22 protein-coding genes are annotated in these 20,590 nt (G+C 64.8%); 6 read left to right on the top strand and 16 right to left on the bottom strand.

Annotated elements, in window-relative coordinates:
• The first annotated feature begins 70 nt into the window (after positions 1 to 70).
• Complete coding sequence (locus G7Y51_RS08025; protein WP_241160176.1) at positions 71 to 1,105, top strand: preprotein translocase subunit SecE; 1,035 nt, start codon at positions 71 to 73, stop codon at positions 1,103 to 1,105.
• Here the strand turns inward: G7Y51_RS08025 and G7Y51_RS08020 are convergent.
• The 10 genes from G7Y51_RS08020 to rnhA all read right to left on the bottom strand — a co-directional run bounded on the left by G7Y51_RS08020 (position 1,068) and on the right by rnhA (position 8,781).
• The gene (locus tag G7Y51_RS08020) at positions 1,068 to 1,715 is read right to left on the bottom strand and encodes a precorrin-8X methylmutase (RefSeq protein ID WP_165066273.1); all 648 of its coding nucleotides are present in this window, start codon (positions 1,713 to 1,715) and stop codon (positions 1,068 to 1,070) included. The two genes, G7Y51_RS08025 and G7Y51_RS08020, sit on opposite strands and share 38 nt — an antisense overlap.
• Positions 1,708 to 3,297 (bottom strand): cobyrinate a,c-diamide synthase, encoded by a 1,590-nt coding sequence (locus tag G7Y51_RS08015; RefSeq protein ID WP_165176299.1) that lies wholly within the window; start codon positions 3,295 to 3,297, stop codon positions 1,708 to 1,710. Before G7Y51_RS08015 ends, G7Y51_RS08020 begins: the two co-directional genes overlap by 8 nt.
• Positions 3,298 to 3,356: 59 nt before the next feature.
• Entirely contained in the window at positions 3,357 to 3,593 is a 237-nt protein-coding gene (locus G7Y51_RS08010; RefSeq protein WP_165066280.1) for a hypothetical protein, read from the bottom strand.
• A gap of 78 nt (positions 3,594 to 3,671) precedes the next feature.
• The gene (gene mltG / locus G7Y51_RS08005) at positions 3,672 to 4,724 is read right to left on the bottom strand and encodes an endolytic transglycosylase MltG (protein ID WP_165176297.1); all 1,053 of its coding nucleotides are present in this window, start codon (positions 4,722 to 4,724) and stop codon (positions 3,672 to 3,674) included.
• Entirely contained in the window at positions 4,721 to 5,158 is a 438-nt protein-coding gene (gene ruvX / locus G7Y51_RS08000; protein ID WP_165176295.1) for a Holliday junction resolvase RuvX, read from the bottom strand. Before ruvX ends, mltG begins: the two co-directional genes overlap by 4 nt.
• A gap of 4 nt (positions 5,159 to 5,162) precedes the next feature.
• Positions 5,163 to 6,149 carry a tryptophan--tRNA ligase gene (gene trpS / locus G7Y51_RS07995; protein WP_165176293.1) on the bottom strand — a complete coding sequence of 329 codons (987 nt, stop codon included), beginning with the start codon at positions 6,147 to 6,149 and terminating at the stop codon, positions 5,163 to 5,165.
• Positions 6,150 to 6,282: 133 nt separating this feature from the next.
• Positions 6,283 to 6,957, bottom strand: a complete 675-nt coding sequence (locus tag G7Y51_RS07990; RefSeq protein WP_165176291.1) for a site-2 protease family protein — start codon at positions 6,955 to 6,957, stop codon at positions 6,283 to 6,285.
• 68 nt (positions 6,958 to 7,025) lie between these two features.
• The gene (locus G7Y51_RS07985; protein WP_165066295.1) at positions 7,026 to 7,280 is read right to left on the bottom strand and encodes a hypothetical protein; all 255 of its coding nucleotides are present in this window, start codon (positions 7,278 to 7,280) and stop codon (positions 7,026 to 7,028) included.
• Between the two features lie 39 nt (positions 7,281 to 7,319).
• A complete protein-coding gene (locus G7Y51_RS07980) occupies positions 7,320 to 8,294 on the bottom strand; it encodes a hypothetical protein (protein WP_165176289.1) in 975 nt (324 codons plus the stop codon).
• Between the two features lie 7 nt (positions 8,295 to 8,301).
• The gene (gene rnhA / locus G7Y51_RS07975) at positions 8,302 to 8,781 is read right to left on the bottom strand and encodes a ribonuclease HI (RefSeq protein ID WP_165176287.1); all 480 of its coding nucleotides are present in this window, start codon (positions 8,779 to 8,781) and stop codon (positions 8,302 to 8,304) included.
• A gap of 451 nt (positions 8,782 to 9,232) precedes the next feature.
• On the opposite strand from rnhA, the gene ltnD reads away from it, so the two are divergent.
• Both ltnD and G7Y51_RS07965 read left to right on the top strand, forming a co-directional pair.
• Complete coding sequence (gene ltnD, locus G7Y51_RS07970) at positions 9,233 to 10,129, top strand: L-threonate dehydrogenase (protein WP_165176285.1); 897 nt, start codon at positions 9,233 to 9,235, stop codon at positions 10,127 to 10,129.
• A 108-nt stretch (positions 10,130 to 10,237) separates the two neighbouring features.
• Positions 10,238 to 11,206 carry an AraC family transcriptional regulator gene (locus G7Y51_RS07965; protein ID WP_165176283.1) on the top strand — a complete coding sequence of 323 codons (969 nt, stop codon included), beginning with the start codon at positions 10,238 to 10,240 and terminating at the stop codon, positions 11,204 to 11,206.
• Between the two features lie 90 nt (positions 11,207 to 11,296).
• Here the strand turns inward: G7Y51_RS07965 and G7Y51_RS07960 are convergent, their stop codons facing one another.
• A complete protein-coding gene (locus tag G7Y51_RS07960) occupies positions 11,297 to 11,845 on the bottom strand; it encodes a pyruvate kinase alpha/beta domain-containing protein (protein ID WP_165176281.1) in 549 nt (182 codons plus the stop codon).
• Between the two features lie 166 nt (positions 11,846 to 12,011).
• The gene (gene mutY / locus G7Y51_RS07955; protein ID WP_165176279.1) at positions 12,012 to 13,265 is read right to left on the bottom strand and encodes an A/G-specific adenine glycosylase; all 1,254 of its coding nucleotides are present in this window, start codon (positions 13,263 to 13,265) and stop codon (positions 12,012 to 12,014) included.
• 121 nt (positions 13,266 to 13,386) lie between these two features.
• Between mutY and G7Y51_RS07950 the strand changes: the two genes are divergently transcribed.
• Positions 13,387 to 13,896: a peptidylprolyl isomerase gene (locus G7Y51_RS07950; RefSeq protein WP_165176277.1), complete on the top strand. Its 510-nt coding sequence runs from the start codon at positions 13,387 to 13,389 to the stop codon at positions 13,894 to 13,896.
• An 88-nt stretch (positions 13,897 to 13,984) separates the two neighbouring features.
• On the opposite strand, the gene G7Y51_RS07945 is transcribed toward G7Y51_RS07950, so the two are convergent.
• Positions 13,985 to 14,446, bottom strand: a complete 462-nt coding sequence (locus G7Y51_RS07945) for a nuclear transport factor 2 family protein (RefSeq protein ID WP_165176275.1) — start codon at positions 14,444 to 14,446, stop codon at positions 13,985 to 13,987.
• A 258-nt stretch (positions 14,447 to 14,704) separates the two neighbouring features.
• Here G7Y51_RS07945 and cysK point away from each other — a divergent pair, with 258 nt between their 5' ends.
• Both cysK and G7Y51_RS07935 read left to right on the top strand, forming a co-directional pair.
• Complete coding sequence (gene cysK / locus G7Y51_RS07940; RefSeq protein WP_165176273.1) at positions 14,705 to 15,622, top strand: cysteine synthase A; 918 nt, start codon at positions 14,705 to 14,707, stop codon at positions 15,620 to 15,622.
• A 245-nt stretch (positions 15,623 to 15,867) separates the two neighbouring features.
• Positions 15,868 to 16,809 carry a chemotaxis protein gene (locus tag G7Y51_RS07935; RefSeq protein WP_165065917.1) on the top strand — a complete coding sequence of 314 codons (942 nt, stop codon included), beginning with the start codon at positions 15,868 to 15,870 and terminating at the stop codon, positions 16,807 to 16,809.
• A 40-nt stretch (positions 16,810 to 16,849) separates the two neighbouring features.
• Here the strand turns inward: G7Y51_RS07935 and purN are convergent, their stop codons facing one another.
• From purN to G7Y51_RS07920, 3 genes are read right to left on the bottom strand one after another with little or no spacing between them, the layout of a single operon-like run.
• A complete protein-coding gene (purN, locus tag G7Y51_RS07930) occupies positions 16,850 to 17,524 on the bottom strand; it encodes a phosphoribosylglycinamide formyltransferase (protein WP_165176271.1) in 675 nt (224 codons plus the stop codon).
• A 7-nt stretch (positions 17,525 to 17,531) separates the two neighbouring features.
• Positions 17,532 to 19,064, bottom strand: a complete 1,533-nt coding sequence (gene cobA, locus G7Y51_RS07925) for a uroporphyrinogen-III C-methyltransferase (protein ID WP_165176269.1) — start codon at positions 19,062 to 19,064, stop codon at positions 17,532 to 17,534.
• Entirely contained in the window at positions 19,061 to 20,566 is a 1,506-nt protein-coding gene (locus G7Y51_RS07920; protein WP_165176267.1) for a leucyl aminopeptidase, read from the bottom strand. Before G7Y51_RS07920 ends, cobA begins: the two co-directional genes overlap by 4 nt.
• Between the last annotated feature and the right edge of the window lie 24 nt (positions 20,567 to 20,590).

Below are 20,590 nucleotides of genomic sequence, written 5' to 3'. Positions count from 1 at the left end.
ACGCGGCGGAAACGCGGGGCTTGCGGGATCGGAATCAGGCACGTATGCTCAGATTCCATTGAGGTAGGGCATGAATATTTTCGGCAAGCGTTCCCGTCCGGCTTCTTCGGAAAGCCGCAAGCGTTCCGCGCAGGCGGAGGGCAAAACCGGCCAGGCGCAGGCGGCGCGATCCGACACGTCGTCGGGCGCGGCGCAGGCGGCTGATCAGGAGCAAAGGCGCGAGCGCCGCGGCAGGCCGTTGCCCTGGTATGCCGGGCAATACAAGGACGTGCTGCTGTATCTGTTGATCGCGGTGTTTTTTGTGGAGCTCATCGTGGGCGGCGTGGCATTTTTTTACGGCCTGATGCGCGCCGCGCCCCTGACGCCCGGCGGGCCGCCCATGGCCCGCTTTCCCTGGTTGGGCTGGGCTGCGGCCGCAGTGCTCGCGCCCGTGGGCCTTTTGCTTATTGTGCATTTGATCGGAAGCTGGATTTCCCATACTCTCAATCGGGATCAGAGCGAGGAAAGCACGGACGCAGGCGCGGACGTGCTGCCCGAACGCCTGCGGCGTTTTTACGCCATTATCCGCAATGCGCCCACGGTGGTGGTGCTGGTGGGCATTTTGCTGATCGGGGCCGGGCTTTTTTTTGTGGACGGGGCCCTTTCCGCCCTGGTCCGCCTGGGCGGCGCGCTGACGCGCTATATCCCCTGGCTGGCCGGCAGCGCGGCTGCCCTGCTGGCGGTTTGCTATCTGGGGCATCGCTGGTTCATTTATCGCCAGCGCCGCCTGGATCAGGAGTACGCCTACCGCCGCGAAGTGCTTGAGCGCACGGGCATTGTGCTGGTGGACAAGGGCTGCGTGCCGCTGCCGCGCCAGGAGGAACAGCGCGCGGCTCTGGCCGGGGCTCGGATTATGCCCAGGGCCGCCTTGCCGCCTGTGCTGGATGTGGAGGGCACAGCGGAGGACGACGCAGCGGCGGAGGAAAAGGCAAATCCTGAAGCAGAGCAGGCAGAAGAAGAGCAGAATCCGGAAAGGGCGCCAAAGGCAGACGCATCGCACAAGGCGGCGGCCGGAGGTTCCCGCGCCCTCAGCGGCGCGCCAGAGCCAGATCCGCCAGCGCGTTGACGCAGGCCGCGGCCACGGCCGATCCGCCCTTGCGTCCCAGCAGGGTGAAGTGCGGCCAGGGGCTGCGCAAGAGCAGTTCCTTGGATTGCGCCGCATTCACAAAGCCCACGGGCATGCCCACGATCAGCGCGGGCGCGGGCGCGCCCTGTTCCAGAAGCTCCAGCAGACAGAGCAGGGCCGTGGGCGCGTTGCCAATGACCATAATCTGCCCGGCAAGCCTGTGGGCAACGGCTTCCACAGCCGCGCGCGCGCGCGTGATCCCTTTGTGGCGCGCGGCCTCGTCCAGACCGGGCAGACCCATCAGCGGCGTCACGCTGACGCCCAGGGGCGTCAGACGGCGCAGGGGCAGGCCCGCGGCGGCCATGCGCGTATCCGTAAAGACCGTGCAGCCGGCCTGCAAGGCCGCGAGACCTGCCGCAAGGCCTTGCGGGCTTAAGCGCAAATCCGCAAGAATATCCGTATCGCCCAGCGTGTGCACGCAACGCCGGGCCACCTGCCAGAGTTCCCCGGCAAAGGGGCGCGGTTCGGGAATTTCAGCGTCGATGATCGCAAAGGAACGGGCCTCAATGGCATCCGGCGTGCTTGCGGGGTCCAGGCGTATTTCAGACATGGCGGCCTTGGGGTTGAATTTCGGGGAAGCGCAGGGAGGCCAGCCAGGCTCTCCAGAAACGGCGCGAGCCTTCCGGGTAGAGGTGCAGCCAGGAACCGGCCACGGAACCCAGGCGGCAGCCCTCCCGCCCCAGGAGAAGGCCCCGGCTGTCATAGAGCTCCCAGAGCGGGCAGCAGCCGGGCGGCAGATCCTGCTCCGCCGTCCGGCCGTAATGAAATTCATGGCCGCGCGCCCACAGCGGGCCGGCGCGGCCGGGCCAGCCGTGCAGCGCCAGGGCCGCGCGGTAGCCCAAGGCCGCGCGCGTTTGGCCCATTACGCAATGCAGGGGCAAGAGGCCGCTCATGGGAGAGGTCTGGCCCGCATGGCTCACGGAATGCATCAGATAAATGTAGCCGCCGCATTCGCCGTAGATCGGCACGCCCTGGGCCGCCAGACGGCGCAGGGCCTCGCGCATGGGGGCGTTGGCGGCCAGATCCTGCGCGTGCAGCTCCGGATAGCCGCCGGGAAAATAAAGGCCCCGGCAGCCCTGCGGCGGCGCTTTGTCCTTGAGGGGCGAAAAAAAAGCGAGATCAACGCCCAGTTCCTGAAGGGTGGCGGGCAGATCCGCATAACAGAAGCTGAAAGCCGCATCCCAGGCCATGCCGAGCAGGGGCCGGGCCGCCCGTCCGGACCGCAGTCTGCGCCGGGCCGGGAAAAAACGGGTTTGCGCGGCTGCCGCAAGCGGCGTGGAAGCCGAAGGTTCTGATTCCGCCCCGCGCAAGGCTGCCGCGGGCTTCACGCGCGGGCGGCTCAAGGGCGCGCCCAGCAGCGTGAGCAGTTGATCCAGACGGCAATGGCTCTCCAGCCAGCGGGCCAGGGCCTGCCTGTCCAGACCGGGCACAGCCTCGCGGGCTTCCACCAGGCCCAGATGGCGCGCATCCAGCCGGGGCGCGCCCGCGCGCGGCAAAAGCCCCAGCAGCGGCACGTTGAGCTCTTGCTCCAAAGGGGCAAGAGCCTCGCGCAAAATTTCGACATGCCGCTCCCCGCCCACATGGGTACAGAGCATTCCCACAAACGTGGGTCGCCCGCAGAACCCGGCCCAGGCCGGGCAATGGCGCAGAAAACCCTCGGCCAGGGCGGCGGCCGACTGCCCCAGGCCGTGCGTGTTGAGAATCAGCAGCACGGGCAGCCCGATCATTGCCGCCAGTTGCGCCGTGCAGCCCGCGCCCCTGCCGCCCCCGTCATAGAGGCCCATGGCCCCTTCCAGCAGCAGCATGTCCGGACGCGCCGCAAATGTTCCGCGGCCCTGCGCGCGGGCCAAAAGCCGGGCCAGGCCGCGCGGCATACGGGGGAGGCTGTCCTCATCCGGGCGCGCCGGGGCCTCGCGGCACATCCAGGCATCCAGATTGGCGGCCGGCCTTTCGGTGAGCGCGGCGTGAAAGGCCGCGTCAATGAAATCCGGTCCGGTTTTGGCCGCGTGCACGTTGAGGCCGCGGGCCCTGAGCGCGCAGAGCAGGGCCAGGGTCGTGACGGTTTTGCCGGAGTTGCTGCCGGACCCCCCGATGACCAGGCCGGGCACGCGGCGCGGAACTGCATCCGCCATGCAAAAAACTGCTCCGTGTTGCTGTTGCTCCGGGTCTGCCGGGCAAGACCGATGGCGGCTCAACGGCAGCGCAGGGCCTCGGCAATGATCGCCGCATCCTCCGCAGGCCGGGCCTTGATGCCCAGCTCATTGCTGCCGCCGCTGCAGACAAAGCCCGCGGGCCCCAGTTCGAGAACCCCGCCCGCGATGATCTGGCCGTAGGGCAGCTGGTCGCGCATGTCGCCGTGATCCACCCGGCGCGGAAAAATAAAGGGCACGGGCCGGCCGGAAAAGTCTTCCACGATTAAATACTTCATGGGGCCTCCTCAGGCAGGATAGCACGCATGCGGCGCAGGCTCAACGGCCGGGCCGCCTCCGGTCGCTGTGGCTCGCGCCTAACGCCCGGAGCGCCTGTTCCGCAGATATTGGCGCACCGCCCGGTTGTGATCCGCCAGATTGGTGGAAAAGGCATGCTCGCCGCCGTCGGTTTTCGCCACAAAATAGAGAAAATCATGGGCCTCGGGATTGACGGCGGCAGCCAGGGCCGTTGTGCCGAAGGAGCTGATGGGGCCCGGAGGCAGGCCCGGCCGCTGGTAGGTATTATACAGATTGGCCGGATCGTCGAGATCTTTGCGGCGCAAATTGCCGTCAAAGCCCGGCCCCAGGCCGTAGATCACCGTGGGATCGGCTTGCAGCGGCATTTTCCGCGCCAGCCGGTTTTTGTAGACCCCGGCCACGCGCGGCCGCTCCGCGTCAAGAGCGGTTTCCTTTTCCACCACAGAGGCCAGAATGACCCATTGTTTGAGGTCCTGGACTTTGGGCTTGCTGTTGCCCGGCCAGACCTTGGCGGCCTTGCGCCAGAAATTGTCCACCATGCGCCCTGCCACGGCCCGGGCCTGAGCCTTGAAGCGGGCGTCATCCGGCGCGTCGGCCTTTTTCAGCAGATAGGTGTCGGGCATCAGAAAGCCCTCGGCAGTGGCAAAGGGGATGCCGTAATGACGCAGAAAAGCGGGGTCCGTGATCACGTCCCGGAAGTCCGCAAAGCGGACCAGACCGGCCTCTTCCAGCAGACGCGCGGTCTGCCACCAGCTCAGACCCTCGGGCACGGTGATCCTGAAGAGCACGGGCCTGCCGTTGACCAGCATGTCCAGCACCTTTTCGGGCAGCCAGCCGCTGTTCAGGGCAAAACGCCCGGCTTGCAGACGATTGTCCCATTTCTTGTAACGGGCCAGGAGGCTGAACTTGCGCGCGTCTGTAACCAGACCCTTTTGGGCCAGGGCGGCGGCAACCTGCGCAAAGCGCGCGCCCTGCGGCACGTCGAAAAGCATTTCACGGCCCGGCGTTTCGGGCGCGGTATGCAAAAAAACATGGGCTTCGTGCCACAGCCAGCCGCAGGCGGCCAGAATCAGCAGCAGCGCAAGGCTCAGAATGCGCAGCATGGTTTTCATGCCGGTCTCCGCTGTTCAGGGGGCAGGGCCAGAAAAGAGGCCAGAATACGCACGGCCGCCTGTTGATCCAGCACGGCGCGGCGCTTGCGGGCTGAGAGGCCCGCGTCGCGCAAATCCGCCCAGGCTTCTTCGGAGCTGAGGAACTCGGGCATGAAAAAAACAGGCAGATCCAGCCGCCGTTTGAGGCGTTCAGTGACATTGCGCACCTGGCGCGTGGTCAGGCTTTCCCTGCCGTCAGCCGGCAGGGGCAGGCCCATGACCACTCCCCCGGCTCCCTCACGCCGGATGCGCTCGGCCAGGGCGGCAAGAAAGGCCTTGCGGTCCGGGTAATCCTCAAGCCGCAGGGTCGCCAGGGGAAAAGCCAGCCGCTCTTCCGGATCGGATACGGCAAGCCCGGTGCGGGCCAGGCCATAGTCCACGCCCAGCCACTTCAAGGAATCACAGCCCCATTTTTTGCCGCACATGGGCCATAGTGGTGACGGCAAAGGCGCGGGCCTGCTCATTGCCCTGGCTGAGAATTTCCTCCACCGCGCCCGGCCTGGCGTCCAGGGCCGCCCGGCGTTCCCGCAGGGGGCCGAGAAAGGCTTCCAGATTTTTGAGGAAGATTTTTTTGCACTCCACGCAGCCCAGTTGGGCCGAGGCGCAGCCCCGGCGGATTTCCGCCCGCTGCTCCGGGCCGGTCAGCAGCACATGGTAGGGGAAAAGATTGCAGACATCGGGATTGCCGGGATCGGATTTGCGCAGGCGCGCCGGGTCCGTGAACATGCCGCGCACTTTGGGCTCAATGTCCGCGAAGCTGTCCGAAAGAAAGATGCCGTTATTGTAGCTTTTGGACATTTTGCGCCCGTCCAGCCCCGGGCACTTGGCCGCCGGGGTGAGCATGGCCTGGGGCTCGGGAAAGAACGGCCCGTAAAAACCGTTGAACCGGCGCGCTATTTCACGGGTCAGCTCCAGGTGCGGCAACTGATCCTCGCCCACGGGCACGCCGTGCGGCCGGTACATGAGAATGTCCGCGGCCATCAGCACCGGGTAGCAGAGAAAGCCCGCGTTGCCCAAATCCTTATTGGTGATTTGTTGTTGCTGTTCTTTGTATGTGGGGTTGCGCTCCAGCCAGGAAACCGGGGTGATCATGGAAAGCAGGAGCGAAAGCTCGCCGTGCTCCTTGACGGCGGACTGGCGGAAAATGACGCATTTTTGCGGATCAAGACCCGCGGCCACCCAGTCTTTGACCATCTCGGCAATGTTATGGCGGATGCGCGAGGGGTCAGCGTAATCGCTGGTCAGGGCATGCCAGTCGGCCACAAAAAAATAGGCCTCCTCGCGTTCCTGCAGTGCAATCCAGTTCTTGAGCACCCCGAAATAATGCCCGAGGTGCAGGGGCCCGGTGGGCCGCATGCCGGAAACCGTGCGCAGTTCTGTGCTCATCAAAAGGCCGTCCTTATGTTCTTGAGGCCGCCGGTGTGGGCGGCGTTGATCCGCAAGGCCGTTGCGGCAGCCAAAAGCCGCCCTTGCGCGCCGGGCCCGCACGCGGCGCGCGCCCCTCGAAAAAATGCGCGCCTTATTGCAGGCCCAGAAGGGATAAAAGCATCCGGGAACTGCCGCTCACCAGCGGCCAGAGCACATAGCCCAGCAGGCCGGTGAACAGCAACAGCAAAAGAATAACAAAGCCGTAACGCTCAATGTTCAGATAGCGCCAGGCCATGTCGCCCGGCAGAAAATAGGACAGAACCTTGCTGCCGTCCAGCGGCGGAATGGGCAAAAGATTCAGCCAGCCCAGGCCGAAATTGATCACCACTCCGGCTTGCAGGGAGGCCAGCGCAAAAACGTAGACAGTGTTCCCCAGCCAGGCCTGGGGCGGAAAAAGGGCCAGCACAAGGCGCAGCATCACCCCGAAAAGGATGGCCAGCAGAAAGTTGGTCAACGGCCCGGCCAGAGCCACCAGCATCATGTCCCTTGCGGGATTGCGGAAATAACGGGGATTGACGGGCACAGGCCTGGCCCAGCCGAAGACGAAGGCCCCGGAAAGGCTTGTCAGGCCAAAAACCAGCAGGCCCACGGGATCAATGTGCGGCAGGGGGTTGAGGGTCAGGCGGCCCATAAAGCGGGCTGTGGGATCGCCGCAACGCTCGGCCACCCAGCCGTGGGCCATTTCGTGCAGGATGATCCCCAGCAGCGCGGGCACAGCGGCAACAGCCAGGGTTTGCAGGGCCTGGGAAAAATTTATGTCAAACATGCTTGCGGGTATCATGTTCCAGGCCCGGGAGCAAGCGGAGCGGCAAGGCCCGGCAGGGCAGACCCTGGCTAGCCCGAAGAAGCCACCTTGCGCACCAGCAGATCGTCGTCGGGCCAGATGCGCCGATCCGGGGTGAGCAGATCGCCGTTTCGCGCCACCAGGGCGCTCTCCTCGGCCAGATGCAAAGCTTCCAGCAACTGCCGCGCGGTTTTGGGACGGGGCAGGGAAAGGAGCGTTTCTTCGGGTTGCAGCAGCACTGTGACCCGCGCGCCCTTGTGATCGGGGCGCAGCACGCGCGCGGTTTTTTCTTCCACTGTCGTCATTGCCGTCTCCTTTTTCTTTTTCTCCATTCTGCCCGCCTCTTATGAACAATAATAATACAAAAGCGTCACCAGCGCCATGCTGGCGGCCCGCAGGCCCTGATTGGCAAGGATCAGGCGCAGGGCCAGGCCGGGCCGGAAAAAGCCGGAATAGGCCGGCAACTGATGGCGCAGCGCGCGCATGGGCGTGGAAAGGATATTGCCCACCATCAGCGCCAGCACCACGTCGCGGGCCGAAAGGCCGCCGGTCTGGAGCACGCTGCCCGCCGCGCCAAGGGCCGCGCCCAGCTCCGCGGCCAGATGCAGGACGATGATGCCCATGGCCTGCGGCTTGAGAAAGGAGAGCCAGCCCATGTGCCCGGCCAGCCAGTTCTCGGCCAGACTGAAAAAGCCGTAGTGCTGCAAAAGGTACATCAGCACATAGATGGGCGCGGTAAAATACACCAGCTTGGGCAGACGGCGGCGAAAACGCTTCCAGGCCGTGCGCAGGGCCGCGCCCCAGCGGGTGCGCTCGTCGCTGCCGGCCTTGCAGACCAGGCAGCCGGGCGGCGGGGGCGGCAGGAGGCTGCGGGCCAGCAGCACGGTAAAGGCCGTGCGCCCGGCCGCTGCCGCCAGGGTAAGGCCCACATAAAACACGGCCGGCGCGCCCAGCACCGGCCAGGTGAGCAGAAAAATAGTGGGCATGTGCACCAGATACGCGGGCAGGCTGTTGAACAGATTGGCCAGCATAAGCTCGCGGCCTGAGAGTTCCCCGGCGTTGTGACTCTCGGACAGCAAGCCGTTGGCCGCCGCCGGGGAGACAAAGGCCAGGGAAAAGGAAGCCCCGGCCACCTCGCGCAGATGGGCCGCGCGGGCCAGGGGCGCGGCCAGCCGGGCCAGATGCCGCGTCCAGCGCAGGGCCTCCAGCAGATTGGCGATCAGCAGACCTGCGGCCAGGCCCATGAGCAGGCGCAGCAAAGGCCAGCCCAGAGAATGCCAGAGCCCGGCCAGGGTAAAGCTTGCGTCCACAGCAGGCATGGCGAGGCTACAGATCGCGGGGGTCGAAACCGGGATCCGGCGGCAGATCCCGGCGTGCGGCGCAGCTCCGGGACAGAACGTCGCAGCGCTCGTTCTCGGCATGACCGGCATGACCGCGCAACCAGTGAAAGCGCACCTTGTGCCGGGCCAGTTGCGGCAACAGCTTTTGCCAGAGATCCACGTTTTTTACGGGCTTTTTGTCGGCCTTGAGCCAGTTCCTTTTCTGCCAGGCCCAGATCCAGCGTTTTTCCACACTGTTGCAGACGTATTGCGAATCCGTGAAAAGTTCCACGGCGCACGGCGTCTTGAGCGCGTCCAGAGCTTCCAGCACGGCCGTGATTTCCATGCGATTATTGGTGGTCAGGGCATAGCCGCCCGCAAGTTCCTTGCGATGCGCCGCGCTCTCCAGGCAGAGCACGGCGGCCCAGCCGCCGGGGCCGGGATTGCCCAGGCAGGAGCCGTCGGTATGAATGGTCACTTGCTGCATCAATCTTCCTTTGTGAATGACGTTGTGCGCGGCCGGCCGCCTTGCGCCGCAAGATCCGCGAGGAGGGGCAGGCGGACGGCGGCCAGCATACACGCCAATCTTTCGGCGGGCAAATGCCGCGAGGCCCATGTGCCGGGCCACGGATTCAGGCTTTTCGGCGATCCGCAAAGCCGCTTCGCGGAAGCCGCCGGGCGCTTTTCCCCAAAGAGCATTTTGCTTTTGAAATTATTCAATTTCAAAAGCGGCGCTGCCATCATTTCGCCTGAAAAGCGTTGTTTTCAGGCTCATTCGGCGCGGGCGTCCGCTCCCGCGGCCGCCAGAGCGGTTGCTGTTTTCAACAGCAAACCGCTCTAGCCCGCTCTGGCGGCCGCGCCCGCTTTGGGCTATACATCGGGAACGCGGCGAGCAAGCGCGCCTGGGCCGCTTCATCAGCCGCAAAGGAGAACAGTATATGCCGCAACAGACTTACGCGGTCATCGGGCTGGGGGCCATCGGCCTGGGCATGGCCCAATCCCTGCTGCGTGCCGGCTTGAAAACCGTGGGTTGCAATCGCGGCCCCAAGCCTCTGCGCGTCTTTGCCGAGAACGGCGGGCAAACTACCCATGATCCGGCAGAAGCGGCCGCGGCCGCGGATGTGCTCTTTCTGGCCGTGGTCAACGAGGCTCAGGTGGAAGACGTGCTTTTCGGTCAGGGCAAGGCCGCGCGGGCCATGAAAGCCGGAAGCCTGGTGGTTGGCTGCGTTACGGTCAGACCCGCCTTTGCGCGGGATCTGGAGCAGCGTCTGGCCGGACTCGGCCTGCTCTATCTGGATGCGCCGGTATCCGGCGGGCCGGCCCAGTCCAGGGCCGGAAAACTGAGCGTCATGGCCTCAGGCTCGCCCGAAGCCTTTGCCAGAGCCGAGACGGGCCTGAAGGCCGTTGCCGCCGTGGTTCACCGTTTGGGAGACGAAGCAGGCAAAGGCTCGGCCATGAAGGTGGTCAATCAACTGCTGGCAGGCGCGCATATCGCCGTGGCCGCCGAAGCCATGGCTTTGGGCTTGCGCATGGGCCTGGCCGCAGAGGACATCTATACGGTCATCACCAGCGCGGCGGCCAATTCCTGGATGTTTGAAACCCGCATGAAGCATGTGCTCAGCGGAGATTATACGCCCTTGAGCGCCGTGGACATCTTCGTCAAGGATCTGGGCATCGTCACTGAAACAACGCGGGAGCAGGCCCTGCCCGCGCCCCTGGCCGCAGCCGCGCTACAGCAGTTCGTAGCGGCCCGCGCGCGCGGTCTGGGCCGCGAGGCGGATGCGGCGGTGATCAAGATTTTTCCGGGCATTACGCTGCCCCAAAAGGAAGAGTAGGGGCAGCCCTGCCTGATTATATCAGAGGCTGTACTAGAGAAAAAATTTCTTCCTATAAAGGAGCCTGTGGCGGCAAACAGAAACGCAAGGCGCGCGGGGAGGATCGCCATGACCGGACAGGAGCGGGAAAAAGCGGCGGCCGTCATGGCCGAGCTCAAGCAGGTTCTGCTGCGCCGTCTGCGCGGCCCGGCCGCTTTGCAGACCGCTGTTCACGGTCTGACCCTGGTTCGCCGCGAAGCCGCCAACAGCTCGGAACGCTGCTTTGAAAAGCCCTTGGCCTCCATTCTGGTGCAGGGCCGCAAGCGTTCGATCATCGGCACGCGCACATTGGATATCGCCGAGAGTCAGTGCCTTGTATCGGGCGTGGATCTGCCCAGCACGTCCTATATGGTTGGGTCCACGCCCCAACAGCCCTTCCTGGCGCTCTTCTTTTATCTGAACCGGCAGATGATTGCCGATCTGCTTCTGGAAATGGGGCAGGATTTGCCGCCCGCCAGCCAGGAGCACGGCCCGGGCGTGGCCGTTGCCGATGCCGGGCCGGATTTTCTGGAGGGAATCTTGCGGCTTGTGAAACTTCTGGACACGCCGGAACAGATTCCCATCCGCAGCGGCATGATCCTGCGCGAGCTGCACTATCTGTTGCTGATCGGCCCGCACGGAGGCATTCTGCGGCGTCTGCACACGCAGGGAACGCAAAACCACAGTATTGTGCAGGCCATTGCCCTGCTGCGGCAGAATCCGGCCGCGTCCTTGCGGCTGGAGGATCTGGCCCGTCAGGTGCACATGTCCGTCTCAAGCCTGCACCGCCATTTCAAAAAGATTACGGGCTTCAGCCCCTTGCAGTACCACAAGCAGTTACGCCTGTATGAAGCCCAGCGTCTGATGCTGACCGAAAACGAAAACGCGGCCCACGCGGCCGCGGCAGTGGGCTATGAAAGCGTGACCCAGTTCAATCGCGAGTATAAACGCCTGTTCGGCGAACCGCCGCACAGGGACATCTGCCGCCGCGCCGCACGGCTTCCCGGCTCCGACCAGGCCGGGGCGCACAACAGCCAGTCCGCCGGAGGAGCGCTGTGAGCAGGGGCGGCTCCATAACTCCGCCTGGCACAATGCGGCGGCAGCCATTGCCGGGCGCGGGCAGGCCCGGCGCGAGAGCCGCGGCCCGCGCTAAAAATGGCGCGGCTTGCAGAGGATCTCGTTGATCTTCGTGTCCAGAATGGCATTGGCATGCGCCGGCGTGAGCAGGACGGCGGTATCCGCCCCGCGGCCGCTGCCCGCCACGGCCACCACTTCCTCGCCATAGGGAATCAGGCCCGCGTCCAGGGCCATGACGGCAATCTCCACGCAGACCTTGACGCCCTGGCCGAACATCCGCAGCGTGTCGGCCATCAGCTCCACCGGGCTCACGCCGCCGTGCTTTCTGCTGATGCCCCGCTCCGCGCCGCTCAGCACATGGGTTGCGGCAAAAACCCTGATGCCCGCGCTCTCCAATTCCTCGCGGGCCGCAGCCGGGATTCTGGCCTTTCCCGGCTCGCGGGAGCCATAGGCGTTGGTCACGCAAACAACCCGCACGCCCTGGGCGTTTTTGAACAGCTTTGCGGTATCTCCGCTGCCGCTGGCGACAACAATATGCGCGATCTTTCTCTGCGCCGCCGCCTTCAAGGCCAGTTCCACGCATGTTTGGGTATTTTCCGCGCCCTTTTCCGCAAAGTACATAATAATCCTCCTTTCCATTACGGGAATCAACGCCGTGGCGGCGCAAACGGCCGAATCCATGACCAGGTCGCGCGAGGAAATGTCCAGGCTCATGGACCTGACGCAAACTTTGGGCAGGCTCACGGGCCAACTCAAGGAATAGGCCGCACTTCGCCATTGCGGCCGCTCATGGCGCGGCGGGGCCAAAGCCCGGCAAAAATCCCCGGCCGCCTGGCCCGAAAAGTTGATCCGCCAGCTTGCGATGCGCCGCGGGCATGGCCAACTGCTCCAGCTCGGCGGGCGTGACCCAGCGCCAGTCACTGGCGGCCGTGAGCACGGGCGGGGCTGGAGGCGCGGCGCTTTTCTTTGCAGAGCGCGCCATTTGCCCGGCCGGGCCGAGAAGAAAGCAGTGCAGCGTGATCCTGTATGTGGTGTAGCCGTGCCGGATGATGCCGCACGCGCCGTCCACTGCCACGGCAAAGCCGGTCTCCTCACGAAATTCGCGCACAACGGCTTGTGGGGGGCTTTCGCCGGCTTCCACCCGGCCGCCGGGAAATTCCCAGAGGTTGCCCCAGACGCCGGTAGCCAGACGTTTTTGAACAAAAATCAGGCCATTGCGCCGGAGCACGCCGGCCACCACCTCCAGGGGCGTGACAGGGCTTCGTTTGCCGGGCACCGGGCGCTGATCCGCAATGCCCAGATGCAGGCTGACGCAAAAGGGGGCCAGAGGACAGACCGGGCAGCGCGGTTTTTTGCCGCAGACCAGAGCCCCCAGTTCCATTATGGCCTGATTGTGCTCGCGGGCCCTGCCATCGGGCACAAGGCGCAGGGCCCAGGCCCGCACGGCAGAGGCCGCGGGCTCCTGCCTGACCGGCGTGTCCAGATCAAAGAGGCGGGCCAGTACCCGCTCCACATTGGCGTCCACGCAGGGCAGCCTTTCATTGAAGGCGATGCTGGCAACGGCCGCGGCCGTGTAGGGGCCCACGCCCGGCAGGGCGCGGATGTCCGCCGGAGCGGACGGGAAGATCCCCCGGTGTTTTTCCATGATTTGCCGGGCCGCGGCCAGCAGATGCCGGGCGCGCGAGTAATAGCCAAGGCCTTCCCAGAGGCGCAGCACCTCATCTTCTGAGGCCGCGGCCAGAGAAGCCACATCCGGAAAGCGGGCCATCCAGCGCCTGAAATAGTTCACGCCGCGCTCCATCTGGGTCTGCTGCAGCATGACTTCGGAAATCCAGACCTCATAGGGCGTGTATGTGACGCGCCAGGGCAGGGGCCGCTGATGCGCGGCAAACCAGGCCAACAGGGCTTCCTGCAATTGGGGCAGATGGCTTTCGGGCGGCAGATGGCGCGGCGGCTGCGCCGCAGGACGCCCAGGGGGAGCCGCAAGGCCGGGCAGCCGGGCGGGGACAGCGTTTGCGGATTTTACCGGTTTCACAGGCATTGGCGCAGTGTATATCTTGAGACAGGCATTGTCATCCGGCGGGGCATGCCCTATAGTCAACATCTGCGCGGTCGCGGCGCCAGGGCCGCCGCGCGCATCCCCTCAAGAGCAAGGAGCGATCATGGCTGACAATCCCGTTGTCTTGCTGGAAACCTCATCCGGCGACATTCTGATTGAACTTTTCCAGGACAAGGCCCCCAAAACCGTGGCCAATTTTTTGCAGTATGTGGATGAGGGCTTTTACGCCAATACGATTTTTCATCGCGTGATTCCTGGCTTTATGATCCAGGGCGGCGGCATGGGCGCGCGCATGGACGAAAAAGAGACCAAAAAGCCTGTGGAGAACGAGGCCGACAACGGTCTGAAAAACGAGCGCGGGACCATTGCCATGGCTCGCACCCGCGATCCGCACAGCGCCACGGCCCAGTTTTTCATCAACCTGGTGGACAACGATTTTCTGAACCACAGCGCGCCCACGCCCGACGGCTGGGGCTATTGCGTTTTCGGCCGGGTCACCGAGGGCATGGATGTGGTGGACAAGATCGCCAGGGTCAAAACCAAAAGCCAGGGCATACATGAAAACGTGCCCGTGGACATGGTGCTGATCACCGGCGCAAGCCGTTTTGAATAAGAGCGGCAGAGCCCTGAGTGTCCGGCAGAGAAAAAAAAACGCCGCTGCCCAAGGGCAGCGGCAGTCGATTGCATGGGCGCGCGGCTCGTTACTGGATTCGGCAGTTGCCGTCCTTGCAGTCGGGCGCAGGCTGCACAGGGGTGGCCTGAAAGAGCACGACCTGCTGCGTGCCGTTATTGTCGGCAATGACCATGGTATAGCGCATCAGGCCCTGCGGCAGCGGCGGCACGGTGGTTCCCTTGAGGAAACCGTTGCCCGTGAGCAGGCGGGTGTTGCCGATCATGGTTTCGCGCACATTGGTGATGGTCAGGCGATCCACCACCAAAGCCTTGCTCTTGATGCTTTGGATAAAGTGTTCCTTGTCCCGGATATGGCCGTTGGCACTGATATGCCAGTAGTTGGGGGCAAGCAGTTTTTCCAGGACGGGCACATCGCCGGTCATGACGGCCTCGGTGTACAGAGCCACCGTATCGGCCTTGGCATGCGCCACGCCGCCGGCCACGCACAAGGCCAACGCCAGAAGAAGCGGAACCAGTTGCAGTATTTTCATGACAGTCCTCCATAGGCTGCGCACTCGTGGTTTTGGAGCCAGTAGAAGTGCGGAGGCTTCTTTAAGGCGAGTTGTCATCCATGTCAAGAGGCCGGAAGAAAAATTCGCGCAAGGGACGGGACGCCTTTCCTCCAGGCTTTGGAGCGGTTTGCTGCTTTTATCAGCAAAATGCTCTCGTGCGGGCGCGCCCGGCATGGGCGCCCTCCGTGAAGGCCGTTTTTTTCATCAGGATCACATCTTTTCACGCACGAGGATCACATGCTGACGAGTATTTTGCAGACAATCGGCGCCACGCCGCTGGTGCGCCTGGATCTTGCCCACGATCTGCCCGGCACAATCTGGCTCAAGCTGGAAAACCGCAATCCCGGCGGCTCGATCAAGGATCGCGTGGCCTTGCACCTCATTGATCGCGCCCTGGCAACAGGCGAGCTGAAGCCGGGCGGCGTGCTGGTGGAGGCCACAAGCGGCAACATGGGCATTGGCATGGCGCTGGTGGCGGCCCGGCGGGGCTTGCGCTGCGTGCTGGCCATGCCCGAATCCATGAGCCTGGAGCGGCGCAATCTGCTCAAGGCCCTGGGCGCCGAGCTCAGGCTTACCCCGGCGGACAAGGGCATGGGCGCAGCAGTGCAGGAGGCCCGGCGCATCGCCGCGGCCACGGGCGGGCATATCCTCGGCCAGTTCACCAATCCCGAAGCCGTGCAGGCCCATTATCTGAGCACCGGGCCGGAAATTCACAAAGACGGCAACGGCACGATGGATGTGCTGGTGGCAGGCGTGGGATCGGGCTCCTCGATCACGGGCGCGGGCCGTTTTTTGAAAGAGCAAAAGCCCGGCTTCAAGGTCATTGCCGTGGAGCCCGCCGCTTCGCCCGTGCTTTCCGGGGGCAAAGCCGGCCCGCATCCCATTCAGGGCATTGGAGCGGGTTTTGTGCCGGAAATTCTGGATCGCGCCCTGCTGGATGAAATCATCCGGGTGGACGGGCAGGAAGCCGTTGCCGCGGCCCGCACGCTCATGCGCAGCCAGGGGATTTGCGCGGGCATTTCGACGGGGGCCAATGTGCTGGCCGCAATGCAGGTGGCGGCCCGGCCGGAAATGCGCGGCAAAAATATCGTCACCTTTGCCTGCGATACCGGCGAGCGCTACATGTCCACGGCGCTTTTCCGGGCAGAGGCCTGATCCCGCTGCCCAAACAGCCTCACGCGCGGAAAAAAAACGTGGAATAAAATGCGGGCTGCGCGGGTAATTTTTTTTTGATCCCGGTCGAAAAGAGAGTGTATCCGCGTGGCCCGCGCGCGGCTTTTGTGCCCGTTTGCGCGGCCGCCGGATGCCCGGGGTCCTGTAAATTTTCCGTTATTACCGGTATCGGCTTCAGCGGCCGACGCCGCCTGAGCCGCGGGCCATCCCGCAAACGGAGTCAGATCATGGCGCAGACCAATATTTTACTTGAAACCGGCACCAATGAGCTGGAAATTGTTGAGTTTTTCATCAACCAGGACGGCTATGAGGGCCATTATGGCCTGAATGTGGCCAAGGTGGTGGAGATCGGCCGCCGTCAGAACGTGACTTCCATGCCGGAAATGCGTCATCCGGCCCTGCTGGGGGCTTTTCCGCACCGCAACGGCCGCATTGTGCCGCTCATTGACATGGCCCGCTTTCTGGGCAGCGGCCCCATCGAAAATGAGGACGCCAAAGTTATTGTCACGGAGTTCAATACGGTCTGCACCGGCTTTCTGGTTTCGGGCGTCAACCGCATCTACCGTCTGAGCTGGACGGATGTGGAAGCGCCCGGAAATTTTCTTCAGAACATCAGCCAGAGCTCGGTGACCGGCGTGGTGCGTCTGGAGGAGCGGGTCATCTTTCTGCTGGATCTGGAAGCCATTGTGGCCGAGCTGCACCCGACCATGGCCATCCGTTTCGACGCCTCGGACATGGCGGACTCTGACGGCAAGACATACAATATCCTGCATGTGGATGATTCCAGCAGCATCCGCTCCCTGGTTCTGGACCTGCTCGGCCGGGAAGGCCGCTTCAAGGTCCGCCAATGCGTCAACGGCCAGGAAGCCTGGGACTATCTCAAGGAACTGCGCGCCAGGAGCGAGGAGGAGGGGCAACCCATTTCCGCGTATCTGCAGGGAATCATCACGGATATTGAAATGCCTTCCATGGACGGCCTGGCCCTGTGCAAGCAGATCAAGGGCGATCCGGTTCTGAAAGCCTTGCCCGTGGCTATCTTCTCCTCCATGATCAACGAGAGTCTGGCGCGCAAGTGCGCTTCCGTTGGCGCGGACGCCCAGTACAGCAAGCCGGATCTCAAGGCCCTTTCGGTCAAGCTGTACGAGCTGATCCGCGCGGCCTGGGCGTAGAGCTTTTAGAGCGTTTTGCCAATGAAATTAGCAAACCGCTCTAAAAGCCTTCTTCCAGCGGCGGCCAGACCAGCCAGTCGCCGTCCGGCGCGAGCCGTTGGCGTTTGCCCGGCGCAAGGCGCACCTCCCGGCCGCGCACACTGATCCGCCCTTCCGCCAGCCATTGCAGGGCCTGCGGATAAATGCGGTGCTCCAGGGCGTGGATGCGCCGCATCAGGCTGTCCGGCTCCTCGCCCGCGTTGACCGGCACGGCGGCCTGGATGATCACCGGGCCGCTGTCCACCTTTTCCTCCACAAAATGCACGGTGCAGCCAGAGATTTTCACCCCGTAGGCCAGGGCGTCGGCTCCGCCGCGCACGCCCGGAAAACTGGGCAGCAGGGCCGGGTGAATATTGACCACCTGCCCGGCAAAGGCCTGAAGAAAGGCGGGCGTGAGCAGGCGCATGTACCCGGCCAGCACAATGAGCTGCGCGCCGCTCTCGCGCAGGGCGGCGATCAGCACGCGGTCAAAGCTCTCGCGGTCGGCGTGGGCCGTGTGATCCAGTTCGAGAAAGGGCAGCCCGGCCTTGCGGGCCCGCCCGATCACGCCCGCGCCCGGCCGGTTGGAAACGATCAGGCGGATGTCCACATCCAGAATGCCGCTTGCGGCCTTGTCGATCATGGCCTGGGCATTGGTGCCGCCGCCAGAGGCAAGCAGTGCTATCTTCAGGGGCATGGGCGCCTCAGTGCGCCGCCGGGCGCGTTGCAAGTCTGTCTTTCAGGGCTTCCACCAGGGCCGGGATGGTATATTCCCCAGGCTGGATATGGCAGTCCAGCCCGTGTTTGCGCAGGGTTTCGGCCGTCACCGGGCCGATGGCCGCCAGTTGCACCTCTGGATGCGCCTTGAGCACAGCCGCCGGAATCAGAGCCAGAAAATTCTCCACCGTGGAGGAAGAGCCGAATGTCACGCAGGAGAGCGTGCCCGCCTGGATCCGGGCCAGCACCTCATCCTTGCGGGCAGCCGCGGGCACGGTTTCGTAAGCCGCGATCACGTCCACCACGGCCCCGGCCTTGCGCAGCTCCCTGGGCAGCACGTCGCGGGCTTTGGCCGCGCGCGGCAGTAAAAGGCGTTTCCCGGCCAGAGCGCCGGCCTCCCGGGCCAGCAGGCCTTCCAGCACGCCCTCGGCCACATAGCGATCGGGCACGAAATCCGGGCGGATGCCGTGCCGGGCCAGCTCCTCGGCCGTGGCCGGGCCGATGGCTGCCGCCTTGCATCCGGCCAGGGCCCGGCTGTCCAGCCCGGCCTTGTCCAGCCGCCGCCAGAAGTGCCGCACCCCGTTCACTGAGGTGAAAATCACCCAGGCATAGCTTGCCAGGCGGGCCACGGCTGCGTCCAGCTCCGCGTAGTCGGGCAGAGGCCGGATTTCAATGGTCGGGCACTGGATGACCTCGGCTCCCAGCTCGGCCAGGCTGCGGGCCAGGCCGCTGGCCTGCTCCCGCGCGCGGGTCACCACCACGCTTGCGCCGAAAAGCGGCTTGTGCTCGAACCAGTTCAATGCGTCATGCAGTTGCGCCACCTTGCCCACCACAATGACCGCGGGATTGGTGAAATGCGCGTCCACAGCGGCCTGGGGCAGTTCTGCCAGAGTTGCGACCAGGCTGCGCTGCTGCGGGGTGGTGCCCCGGTAGATCAGAGCCGCCGGGGTGCGCGGGTCCAGGCCCGCGGCCGTCAGGTTGCGGGCGATGTGCGGCAGATTTTTCATGCCCATCACAAAGACCAGGGTGGAGGCGCTGCGGGCCAGGGCCTGCCAGTTGTGCGCCGAACCGGCTTTGTCCGGATTCTCGTGGCCCGTGATGATGGTCACGGAAGAGGCCAAATCACGGTGGGTCAGGGGGATGCCCGCATAGGCCGGGGCGGCCACAACGCTGCTGATGCCCGGCACTTCCTCAAAGGGCACGCCCGCTGCCAGCAATTCCTCGGCCTCCTCGCCGCCGCGCCCGAAAATATAGGGATCGCCGCCCTTGAGCCGGGCCACCACCTTGCCCTCTTTGGCCTTGCGCACCAGAAGCGCGTTGATCTCAGCCTGCGGCAGGGCATGATTGCCCGCCACTTTGCCCACATAGATCAATTCGGCTTCGGGCCGGGCATGGCGCAAGAGGCTCTCGTTGGCCAGCGCGTCATAGATCACCACGTCGGCACGGGCCAGAACGTCCCTTGCCTTGAGGGTCAGCAGGCCGGGATCGCCGGGGCCGGCTCCCAGGAGAAAAACTTTCATTGCACGCCCCCTCTGGCCAGTTCCAGCAGGGTGCGCGCGCCGAAGCCCGACGCGCCCACAGGGCAGAGCGGCGTTTTTTTGGCGTTCCAGTCCACGCCCGCAATGTCCAGATGGGCCCAGCGCACGCCCTTCTGCAGAAAATGCTGCAAAAAGAGCGCGGCATTAATGGCGCCGCCCTCGCGCGGGCCCATGTGGCAGATGTCCGCCACCTCGCTTTTCAGGCTTTCGGCATAGGGCTGCCAGAGCGGCAGTTTCCAGTAGTTCTCGCCGCAGGCCCCGCCTGCCGCAACGATCCGCTCGGCCAGGGCCGCGTCGTCGCAGAACAATCCGGCCACTTCCGTGCCCAGAGCCACGGCGCAGGCGCCGGTCAGGGTGGCGATATCCACCACGGCCGCGGGCGTCCAGTGTTTCTGCGCGTAGGCCAGAGCGTCGCAGAGCGCCAGGCGGCCCTCGGCGTCGGTATTCACGATTTCCACGCTGTCGCCGCTGGCCGCGCGCACCACGTCGCCGGGGCGCATGGCCCGGCCGCCGGGCATGTTCTCGGCGCAGGCCAGCAGGCCCACGACCCGGCGCGGCGCGTCCTCGCGGGCCAGGGCCGCAATGGCCGCCAGCACGGCGGCCGCGCCGCTCATGTCGCATTTCATCTGCTGCATGTTGGCCGCGGGCTTGAGGCAGATGCCGCCCGTGTCGAAGGTGAGACCCTTGCCCACGAATATCAGCGGTTTTTCCTGTTCGTGCCCCTGGGGCGCGTGTTCCAGCACCACCAGGCAAGGCGGCCGGGCCGATCCCTGGCCCACGGCCAAAAGCGCGCCCATGCCCTGTTCGGCCAGGGCGTCGCTCTCCAGTATGGTGCAGGTGAAGCCGCATTCTTTGGCCAGTTCCGCCGCACGTTGGGCCAGTGCTTCGGGGTGGAGCAAATTGGCGGGCATATTGGCCAGATCCCGTGCCAGGCAGATGGCCCCGGCCGCGCGTTCGCCCCTGCGGGCCGCGGCCTGCGCGCCGTCGGGCACGGTTTGGCCGTCAAAGCCCAGGGCCAGCCATTGGGGATCGGCCGGTTCATCCGCTTCGGCCTTTTTCAGCATCGTGAAGCGGTACAGCGCCAGCAGGGCCGCGCAGACGCTTTCCTCCACCAGGCGTTCCGGGCCTCCGGGCAGCCGCGCCAAGGCCGGTTCCGGCAAAAGAATCGAAGCAAAGCCCTGCTCGCGGCAGCGCTGCACGGCCGCGGCCACAGCCTTGCGCAGCACGGCGGCATCCACTTTTTCGCGCGGGCCCAGGCCCACGGCCAGCACGCGCGGCACCGGCAAATCAGGATGGCCGTGGAACAGGGCCAATTCGCCGTTTTTGCCCTGGAAGTCGCGCCGGGCCGGCGCCACGGCCAGCCAGGGCGCTGCCTTGTCCAGTTCGGGGCACTGGCGTAAGATGTCCTCGCCCTGGCAGGCAGGAGCCAGCATGACCTGGGCTTTCCAGTGTTCGGGCCCCAGGTTCTGGAAACGTATATCCATAAACTCTCCTCGCCTTGTAAAGCG

Origin of the sequence: Desulfovibrio sp. ZJ369 (genome assembly GCF_011039085.1) — a bacterium.
GTDB lineage: Bacteria > Desulfobacterota > Desulfovibrionia > Desulfovibrionales > Desulfovibrionaceae > Desulfovibrio.
This window is presented reverse-complemented; position numbering and strand designations above follow the sequence as displayed.

Coding starts and splice junctions, on each gene's coding strand:
- G7Y51_RS08025 (WP_241160176.1), top strand. CDS start 71: ATGAATATTTTCGGCAAGCGTTCCCGTCCGGCTTCTTCGGAAAGCCGC.
- G7Y51_RS08020 (WP_165066273.1), bottom strand. CDS start 1,715: ATGTCTGAAATACGCCTGGACCCCGCAAGCACGCCGGATGCCATTGAG.
- G7Y51_RS08015 (WP_165176299.1), bottom strand. CDS start 3,297: ATGGCGGATGCAGTTCCGCGCCGCGTGCCCGGCCTGGTCATCGGGGGG.
- G7Y51_RS08010 (WP_165066280.1), bottom strand. CDS start 3,593: ATGAAGTATTTAATCGTGGAAGACTTTTCCGGCCGGCCCGTGCCCTTT.
- mltG (WP_165176297.1), bottom strand. CDS start 4,724: ATGAAAACCATGCTGCGCATTCTGAGCCTTGCGCTGCTGCTGATTCTG.
- trpS (WP_165176293.1), bottom strand. CDS start 6,149: ATGAGCACAGAACTGCGCACGGTTTCCGGCATGCGGCCCACCGGGCCC.
- G7Y51_RS07990 (WP_165176291.1), bottom strand. CDS start 6,957: ATGTTTGACATAAATTTTTCCCAGGCCCTGCAAACCCTGGCTGTTGCC.
- G7Y51_RS07985 (WP_165066295.1), bottom strand. CDS start 7,280: ATGACGACAGTGGAAGAAAAAACCGCGCGCGTGCTGCGCCCCGATCAC.
- G7Y51_RS07980 (WP_165176289.1), bottom strand. CDS start 8,294: ATGCCTGCTGTGGACGCAAGCTTTACCCTGGCCGGGCTCTGGCATTCT.
- rnhA (WP_165176287.1), bottom strand. CDS start 8,781: ATGCAGCAAGTGACCATTCATACCGACGGCTCCTGCCTGGGCAATCCC.
- ltnD (WP_165176285.1), top strand. CDS start 9,233: ATGCCGCAACAGACTTACGCGGTCATCGGGCTGGGGGCCATCGGCCTG.
- G7Y51_RS07965 (WP_165176283.1), top strand. CDS start 10,238: ATGACCGGACAGGAGCGGGAAAAAGCGGCGGCCGTCATGGCCGAGCTC.
- G7Y51_RS07960 (WP_165176281.1), bottom strand. CDS start 11,845: ATGTACTTTGCGGAAAAGGGCGCGGAAAATACCCAAACATGCGTGGAA.
- mutY (WP_165176279.1), bottom strand. CDS start 13,265: ATGCCTGTGAAACCGGTAAAATCCGCAAACGCTGTCCCCGCCCGGCTG.
- G7Y51_RS07950 (WP_165176277.1), top strand. CDS start 13,387: ATGGCTGACAATCCCGTTGTCTTGCTGGAAACCTCATCCGGCGACATT.
- G7Y51_RS07945 (WP_165176275.1), bottom strand. CDS start 14,446: ATGAAAATACTGCAACTGGTTCCGCTTCTTCTGGCGTTGGCCTTGTGC.
- cysK (WP_165176273.1), top strand. CDS start 14,705: ATGCTGACGAGTATTTTGCAGACAATCGGCGCCACGCCGCTGGTGCGC.
- G7Y51_RS07935 (WP_165065917.1), top strand. CDS start 15,868: ATGGCGCAGACCAATATTTTACTTGAAACCGGCACCAATGAGCTGGAA.
- purN (WP_165176271.1), bottom strand. CDS start 17,524: ATGCCCCTGAAGATAGCACTGCTTGCCTCTGGCGGCGGCACCAATGCC.
- cobA (WP_165176269.1), bottom strand. CDS start 19,064: ATGAAAGTTTTTCTCCTGGGAGCCGGCCCCGGCGATCCCGGCCTGCTG.
- G7Y51_RS07920 (WP_165176267.1), bottom strand. CDS start 20,566: ATGGATATACGTTTCCAGAACCTGGGGCCCGAACACTGGAAAGCCCAG.